Source organism: Sphingomonas sp., assembly GCF_040398505.1.
Taxonomy (GTDB): Bacteria; Pseudomonadota; Alphaproteobacteria; order Sphingomonadales; family Sphingomonadaceae; genus Sphingomonas.
Map to the genome: position 1 here is coordinate 16,276 of NZ_JBBATX010000010.1, position 7,788 is coordinate 24,063.

General features: G+C 66.0%; 9 protein-coding genes. 6 read left to right on the forward strand and 3 right to left on the reverse strand.

Annotation, left to right across the window (positions count from 1 at the left end; genetic code table 11):
• Positions 1-9: 9 nt before the first annotated feature.
• The 6 genes from tolB to ABWP09_RS02725 all read left to right on the forward strand — a co-directional run bounded on the left by tolB (position 10) and on the right by ABWP09_RS02725 (position 4,514).
• The gene (gene tolB, locus ABWP09_RS02700; protein WP_353203651.1) at positions 10-1,314 is read left to right on the forward strand and encodes a Tol-Pal system beta propeller repeat protein TolB; all 1,305 of its coding nucleotides are present in this window, start codon (positions 10-12) and stop codon (positions 1,312-1,314) included.
• A gap of 119 nt (positions 1,315-1,433) precedes the next feature.
• Positions 1,434-1,925, forward strand: a complete 492-nt coding sequence (pal, locus tag ABWP09_RS02705) for a peptidoglycan-associated lipoprotein Pal (protein ID WP_353203622.1) — start codon at positions 1,434-1,436, stop codon at positions 1,923-1,925.
• 233 nt (positions 1,926-2,158) lie between these two features.
• On the forward strand, positions 2,159-3,058 hold the full coding sequence (locus ABWP09_RS02710) for an SPFH domain-containing protein (RefSeq protein WP_353203623.1): 900 nt from the start codon (positions 2,159-2,161) through the stop codon (positions 3,056-3,058).
• A gap of 13 nt (positions 3,059-3,071) precedes the next feature.
• Positions 3,072-3,284 (forward strand): type II toxin-antitoxin system antitoxin, encoded by a 213-nt coding sequence (locus ABWP09_RS02715; protein WP_353203624.1) that lies wholly within the window; start codon positions 3,072-3,074, stop codon positions 3,282-3,284.
• Positions 3,277-3,564: a hypothetical protein gene (locus ABWP09_RS02720; protein WP_353203625.1), complete on the forward strand. Its 288-nt coding sequence runs from the start codon at positions 3,277-3,279 to the stop codon at positions 3,562-3,564. Before ABWP09_RS02715 ends, ABWP09_RS02720 begins: the two co-directional genes overlap by 8 nt.
• Positions 3,561-4,514, forward strand: coding sequence for an alpha/beta hydrolase (locus tag ABWP09_RS02725; RefSeq protein WP_353203626.1), 954 nt, complete (start codon positions 3,561-3,563; stop codon positions 4,512-4,514). The genes ABWP09_RS02720 and ABWP09_RS02725 overlap by 4 nt, the downstream gene beginning before the upstream one ends.
• Before the next feature lie 149 nt (positions 4,515-4,663).
• Here ABWP09_RS02725 and ABWP09_RS02730 read toward each other — a convergent pair whose 3' ends face one another.
• The 3 genes from ABWP09_RS02730 to ABWP09_RS02740 form a co-directional block, all read right to left on the reverse strand.
• Positions 4,664-5,524, reverse strand: a complete 861-nt coding sequence (locus ABWP09_RS02730; RefSeq protein WP_353203627.1) for a S1/P1 nuclease — start codon at positions 5,522-5,524, stop codon at positions 4,664-4,666.
• A gap of 97 nt (positions 5,525-5,621) precedes the next feature.
• Positions 5,622-6,536, reverse strand: a complete 915-nt coding sequence (locus ABWP09_RS02735) for an isoaspartyl peptidase/L-asparaginase family protein (RefSeq protein WP_353203628.1) — start codon at positions 6,534-6,536, stop codon at positions 5,622-5,624.
• Positions 6,533-7,675: an acyltransferase family protein gene (locus ABWP09_RS02740; RefSeq protein WP_353203629.1), complete on the reverse strand. Its 1,143-nt coding sequence runs from the start codon at positions 7,673-7,675 to the stop codon at positions 6,533-6,535. The genes ABWP09_RS02735 and ABWP09_RS02740 overlap by 4 nt, the downstream gene beginning before the upstream one ends.
• Between the last annotated feature and the right edge of the window lie 113 nt (positions 7,676-7,788).

Consider the following 7,788-nt stretch of genomic DNA (forward strand, 5'->3'; position numbering starts at 1 on the left):
CCCGCCCCGGTGCAGTCGCCCGCCCCCGCGGGCCCGACCGACCCGCAACAGCAAGGCGAGCTGGTGGTCGATGTCGTCGGCGGCGTTTCCGCGCCGCTCGGCATCGCGATTCCGGTGATGCCGACCGCCGAAATCGCCAATACCCCGGCCGGGCGTACCGATGTGCTGGGCCAGCAACTTGCGCAGATCGTCACGGGCGATTTGCGCAATTCGGGCCTGTTCAAGCCGCTCGACTCGGGCGTGAAGCCGATCCCTTATCCCGAAGTGACTGCCCCGACCTTCGATTATTGGGGGCCGGCGGGTGCCTCCGCGCTGGTGCAGGGCTTCATCCGCGCCAATGGCGACGGGACGCTCACGGTTGGCTGCTACCTCTACGACGTCTTCTCGCGCCGCGAACTCGCGCGGCAGGGGTTCGTCGTGGCCCCGGCCGACTGGCGGCGCGCGGGACATAAATGCGCCGACATGGTCTATTCCAAGCTGACCGGCGAAGGCCCGTATTTCGACAGCCGCGTCGCCTATGTCTCGGAGACCGGCCCCAAGGGCAAGCGCATCAAGCGGCTCGCTTTGATGGATCAGGACGGTGAGAATCACACATTCCTGACCAACGGGCAGGCGATTGCGCTGACGCCGCGTTTCTCGCCCGATCAGCGCGCGATCGTCTATATGAGCTATCTCGATGATCGCCCGGCGATCTACGTCTACGATGTTGCGTCCAAGCGGCAGCGGCTGCTGGTCCCCAACACCAATCTGACCTTCGCCCCGCGCGTTTCGCCCGACGGGCGCTGGGTTTTGTTCTCGATGGCGATCGGCGGCAACACCGATGTCTACCGCGTCGCCTTGGGTGGGGGGACGCCGCAGCGGCTGACCGATTCGCCGGGTATCGACACGGGCGGCACCTATTCGCCCGATGGCGGACGGATCGTGTTCGAAAGCGACCGTTCGGGGACGCAGCAACTCTATGTGATGAACGCCGACGGATCGCAGCAACAGCGCATCAGCTTTGGCAGCGGGCGCTATGCCACCCCGGTCTGGAGTCCGCGCGGCAATTTGATTGCCTTCACCAAATTGGGCGGCAGCTTTCGCATCGGCGTGATGAGTCCGGCCGGTGGCAACGAGCAATTGCTGACCGACGGCGCGCAGGATGAGGGGCCGAGCTGGTCGCCCAATGGCCGCGTGTTGATGTTCTTCCGGTCGACCAGCGGTGGCAGCGGGCGGGCGAATTTGTGGTCGGTCGATTTGACCGGCGTCAACCTCCGGCGCGTCCCGACACCGCTCGATGGATCCGATCCGGGCTGGGGACCGTTACGTCCCTGAGACACACCGCGCGTTGACTCTCGCGGCTTCACACGCGAAGTCGTTAACCAGTTTAGCGCGTGCCTGTACCGACTGACCAATGTCCGGCGCTTGCCGGTCTCACTCTGGGAGAAACCGCCATGGCAAAACTGACCACTGCTCTCTTGCTCGCCACCACGCTGATTGTGGCCGGCTGCGCCAAGAAACCGCCAGCCTATATTCCGCCTGCGCCCGGCACGGGTCCGGTCACTCCGGGCAATGGCGTCGTGCCGGGGTCACGCGGCGATTTCGAACGCTCGGTCACCAGCAACACCGTCAATTTCGCGCTCGACAGCTTCACGCTGGAGGAGCGCGCGCGCGCGATCCTCGATAGCCAGGCGACATGGCTGACGCGCTACCCGAATGTGCCGGTCAGCCTTGAGGGGCATTGTGACGAGCGCGGCACGCGCGAATACAATCTCGCACTGGGCGATCGCCGTGCGCTTGCCGCGAAAAACTATCTCGCCGCGCGCGGCGTCGCGCCGGGGCGGATCTCGACGATCAGCTATGGCAAGGAACGCCCGATCGCTTTGGGGTCGGACGAAGCCAGCTGGGCGCAGAACCGCCGCGCGGTGACGATCGTCCTGAACTGATTGCCACTCTCGGTAACGCGAAGGGCGGCGTTGCTTAGGCAGCGCCGCCCTTTTTCGTTGCTGCTCCCCTCCCTGAAAGGGAGGGGCTGGGGGTGGGTCGGTTCGTAATCGAACTCCGTCCTCTCCCCATACCGACCCACCCCCTACCCCTCCCTTTCAGGGAGGGGAGGAAAACCTCTTGCATCCGCCATAATGCCGATATAAATATGATATCATATTAACGGGAGGCATTCATGGGTGATTCGGGTACACGCAACACCGCGCTGACGCTGTCGAGCGAGCATAGCGCAGCCACGTCGAGCGGCTATGCCATGCTGCTGGTGATGCTGGCTGCGCTCGCGGTGGGGATTTTCGGGGGGACACTGCTCGAAGCCAATCCGGCGCTCGGCGGGATCGTCATCACGCTTGCCAGCATCGTTTTTCTGTTCGTCGCGTGCGGCTTCTACATGCAGCAGCCCAACCAGGCGACCGCGATCACTTTGTTCGGCGCGTATAAGGGGACCGATCGCAATACGGGCTTGCGCTGGCTGATGCCGTGGCTCGGGCGCAAGAAAGTGTCACTGCGCGCCAACAACATGATTTCCGAGCGGTTGAAGGTCAACGACCTTCGCGGCAACCCGATCGAGATCGCCGCGCAAGTCGTGTGGCGCGTCACCGATACCGCGCAAGCGTTGTTCGATATCGACGATTACAAGGCATTCGTGATCGTCCAGATCGAGGCCGCGGTGCGTACGATCGGCGCGCGCTATCCGTATGACGATTACGAGCATCAGGAAGTCACGCTGCGCGGCAATCACGATCAGGTCGCGGTCGAACTGCGCGCCGAACTCATCGCGCGGCTGGTGACGGCGGGCATTACGGTTGACGAATGCGGCTTCACGCACCTCGCTTATGCGCCCGAGATCGCCGGCGCGATGCTGCGGCGGCAACAGGCGCAAGCCGTGGTCGCGGCGCGCGCGACCTTGGTCGAGGGCGCGGTCGGGATGGTCGAAATGGCGCTCGACTTGTTGTCGAAGAAGGGTGTGGTCGACCTCGACGACGAACGCCGTGCGGCGATGGTGTCGAACTTGATGGTCGTGTTGTGCGGCGAGCGCGATACGCAGCCCGTCGTCAATGCCGGCTCGCTCTACTGATCGGCCAGACGCGTTGGCCGCTCCTCCCAAAAAGGCGTTTCCACTGCGCCTCGATCCCGCGCTGTACGCGGCGGTCGAGCGCGTGGCGGCGGCCGATCTGCGGAGCGTCAACGCCCAGTTCGAATGCCTGCTGCGCGAGGCGCTGGCGAAGCGGGGGGTGAAGGTGGCGCAGAGCGAGACGCCCAAGCGTGGGCGGCCCGCCAAGACGGAGAATGATGATGGATGATCCCTGGTTCATCGCTTATCGCGGGCGTGGCAAACTCCAGATAACGCCGACCAATGTCAGGGGCTGGACGGCGCTGATCGCGATGACGCTGGCCTCCTTGGTGCCGATGTTCGCGATCATGCCGCGCGTGAAGGCGACGCCGATGCTGATCATAGCACCACTGGTGATCCTCGCGGTGATGTGGATCCTGTTCGTCCGTTGGGCGCTGACCAAGTCGGAAGTCATCAACATCGATGACTTGCTCGCCGAACGCCGCGCGCGGAAACGGTCGGGCAAATGATCCGCTTGCTCGCCGTCGCGGCCTTGCTCGCCGCTTCACCCGCGGTCGCCGCGCCACCGCCAGTCGAGCTCACCGCGCCCGGGCCGCAAGGATCGCTCGCCGGAACGCTGCTCGATCCCGATCCCACGGCACCGCTGGTCTTGATCATCCCCGGCTCGGGCCCGACCGATCGCGATGGTAACAACCCCGCCGGGGTCGCGGGCGGCCCGTACCGCCAGCTCGCCGAGGCGCTTGCCGCCAAAGGGATCGCGACGTTGCGCATCGACAAGCGCGGGCTGTTCGGCAGCCGCGCGGCGGTGGCGGATCCCAATGCCGCGACCACCGCGGGCTATGCCGACGACGTGCAAGCGTGGAGCAAGGTCGCGCGGGCAAAGACCGGGCGGAAATGCATCTGGCTGCTCGGGCATAGCGAAGGCGGGCTGGTCGCGTTGGTCGCGGCCCAGCGACCCGAGGGCCTGTGTGGCATCATCCTGCTAAGCGCGGTCGGTCGGCCGATGGCGACGGTGCTGCGCGAGCAACTCAAAGCCAACCCCTTCAATGCGCCGATCCTTGCACCCGCGCTCGGCGCGATCGATGCGCTGGAGGCGGGCAAACGCGTGCCTGCGGCGACCTTGCCCGCGCCGCTCCAGCCGCTCTTTGCCGACAAGCTTCAGGGGTATTGGATCGATTTGATGGCGCACGATCCGGCGAAACTGATCGCGAACGTGAAGCTGCCGGTGTTGATCCTGCAAGGGACGCGCGACATTCAGGTCAGCGTCGCCGATGCCGAGACGTTGAAGGTCGCGCAGCCCAGGGCGACGCTGGCGTTGCTCCCCGGCGTTAACCATGTGCTGCGCCCGGTTGCGAGCGACGATCGCATGGCGAACGTCGCGACCTATGCCGATGCGTCGCTGCCGATTTCCCCCGCCGTGGCGGCGGCGGTGGCGGGGTTCGTGAAGCCCTCGACATAACGCTGCATCACCCCCCGTTCGGGCTGAGCTTGCTGAAGGGCACGTCTCCACACGAACTCGGCCCGCGGGTGGCGAACAGGGCTTCGACAGCCCCGGATCCAGTCCGGGGCCGAACGGATTGAGGTGATCTTGCTGAAGGGGATGGGCGCTTAACCCAGCGCCGCGTCGAGCAGCTTCGCCAGCCGCAGCCCGCCGCGCTCCACTTCGAGCCGCGCGATCGGCGCGAGCTTCGCGATCGTGGCGTCGTCGAGCTTCACGCGCGCCGGAGTCGGGGCGCACGGGTCGGACAGCACGCTGCCATAAACCGCGTCGTGCGAGATGTGCCAGCTCTCGCGGCTCCAATCGGTGACATCGCCCGCCGTGACAGCAGCGCGCACCGCGGCGGGATAGCGCCGGATCAGCGACGGCCCCGACGAGATCGCGCGCTCGGCGAGATAGCCATCCCAAATGCTGTGCAGATCGAGCCGGGCCGGGCCGTAAATGCCGTAATCGGCCTTGGCGTCATTGCCGCCTTTGTCGTCCTTGTCGCCGGCGTGGAGCGGCTGGTGCAAATCGCCGACGAAGTGGATCAGGAAAGCGAGTGCCTCGACCCGGTCCTTGAGCGGTGCGCGCTTGTTCTTGAGCAAAGCGACATCGCGCGTGATCTGTGCAGACACGCAATTGCCGTCCTTGCACGGCGCGGTCAGGTCGAACGGGCGGCAAATGCTGACGTTCTGATAGTGCCACGCATAGGCATAGCCGAAGCGCGATTTGCCGTCGGCATCCTTGAGCGGCTTGATGCAATCCGCCCACACGCTCGCATCGGCCATCGTCGATGCCTTGCACTCGGGCGTGGCGAGCAGGTCCGATCGCGCGAGCAAGGCGCGGATTGCGACCCGCGTCTTGGGTCGGACGTTGGCCTCGGCGATCTGCGCGACCGTCTGGTGGCCATATTCCCAATAGGCCGAGGCGGGGGATGCGGTCGCGACGAGCGCGACGGCGGCGAGTAAAGCGGGGAGGGGACGAATCATGCGCTTGGCCCTACTCGCCTTGTCATCCCCGCGAAAGCGGGGACGCATCACCCGCTCCCCAAGCCGGGTCCCCGCTTTCGCGGGGATGACAGGTCGGTTAGTCCTCCGCGAACACCGCAATCTCCCTCGCGCCGCCCGAAGTAAGCCGCGCGCGGTACATGCCCGGCGTCGTGAAATGCCACACCGCCTCGCCCTGCGGCCCGGTGGCGATCACCCCGCCCGCTCCGCCGAGTGCAGTGACCTCCGCCAGCACGGCGGCCACCGCCGTTTCCAGCGATTCGCCCGCCAGTCGCACCCGCGCGCAAATCTCGTGGGCAACGCCTGTGCGGATGAAGAACTCGCCCGATCCGGTGCAGGAAACTGCCGCCGCTCGGTCATCGGCATAAGTGCCAGCCCCGATCAGCGGCGAATCGCCGATCCGGCCCCAGCGCTTGCCCGTCACCCCGCCGGTCGAAGTCGCGGCGGCGACATGGCCATGTTCGTCGCACGCGACCGCGCCAACCGTGCCATATTTCATGTCGACATCGAACGCTCCGCCGCCCGCGATCATCTCGGCGAGCTGCGCACGGCGTTCGGGCAAAGCGAGCCAGTCCTGCGTCGCCGCTTCGCAGCCTTGCGCGCGCGCAAAGGCGTCGGCCCCCGCGCCGCTCAGCAACACGTGTGGCGAATGTGTCATCACCGCGCGCGCGGCGCTGACCGGGTGGCGCGTTGCGCTGACCCCCGCCACCGCCCCGGCGTTCCGGTCGCTGCCGTCCATGATTGCGGCGTCGAGTTCGGCCACGCCGTCCTGCGTCAGCGCAGCACCGCGTCCGGCGTTGAAGTGCGGATCGTCCTCAAGCACGCGCACCGCGGCCTCGACCGCGTCGAGCGCCGCGCCGCCGCCGGTCAGGATCGCGGCTCCGGCATCGAGCGCGCGGCTCAAGGCGGCACGCGCGCCCTCGGCTTGCGCGACCGTAACCGTCGCGCGCGTCATCTGCCCCGCGCCGCCGTGCAGCACCAATGTCCAGCTCATGCCGTTCGCTCCTGTCGTTCGCGCGGACGTAACCCGATCAGCGGGCGGAGCCAGCCAATCTCGCGCCCGATTGCATAAAAGGCCCAGCATCCGCCGACCGTCGTCGCCAGCAGGATCAGGAATTCCACCACCGCCGGCAAGCCGAGCGGCAACAACGCGCCCTCGACCCCGACGATGATCGTTTGGTGGATGATATAGAAGGGGAACACCGCTTCGGTCATCACGCGCCGCCACCGATGATCGCGGTTGAGATAGCTGTCGGCGAAGCCGATCAGCGCGACGATGATGCTCCACCCCTGCACCGCACGCGCGCTGGCGAAGAGGATGCCGTATGGCCAGGCTGGCGTCGTGCTGCCGGGCCATTCGATCTCGATCGCCACGACGACACCGTAGCAGAGCAGCCCGACGCCAAGCGCCCATGGCCACCACCGCCGCATCGCCGCCAGCGCGCCCGGCGACCCGGCGAGCGCAAAGCCGAACAGGAACCCCGGCAAATATTGCGCGTGCGACACCAGATCGTCGACCAGCGTGTTGGTCGGCCCGACCCCAGGAAACAGCCACGCGCTGACCGCGACCAGCCATGCGGCCGGGATCAGCCACACCAGCACCGTTCCGAACACGCGGTCGAACAGCCCTTGCCCGCTGCGCGCCCCGAAGCCTGCGACCAATAAAGCAAGCAGCATCGTGTAGAACCACAGATAGGCGACGAACCACAAATGCTGCCACGTCGGCAGCGCCACGCCCGACAGGATGCCGAAGCGAAAATAATCGTGGGTCAGGAAATAGCCGAAATCATGGGCATAGCCGCGCTGCGTGGTGAGCTCGATCCAGGGTTGCACCGGGACCACGATCAGCACCCCGAACAGCAACGGTACGATCAGCCGCAGCGTGCGATTGGCGGCAAAGCCTGGCGTACCCGACCCCTTGATCAGGAGCGCGCGGCTGGCATAGCCCGACACCACGAACAGCAAAAGCAACCGCCAACTGTTCAGCGCAAGCATTGGCAGCGCGACCCAATCCTGCGGCTGCGCGGTTTTGACATGGAAACCCCATGGCACGAACACCATGCCGATATGATAGAAGATGAGCAGACCGAACGCGCCGATCCGTAGCCAGTCGAGACCTAGGTGCCGTTCCATCGCGCGGCCTTAGGGTCTGTTTGAAATACGCGGAAGAGCGCATTTCTTCGCACCGCCAAAACGCGGCGCACCGCGTTTTCGAACGTTCCGCATCGCGTTCGTCCCATCGCAAG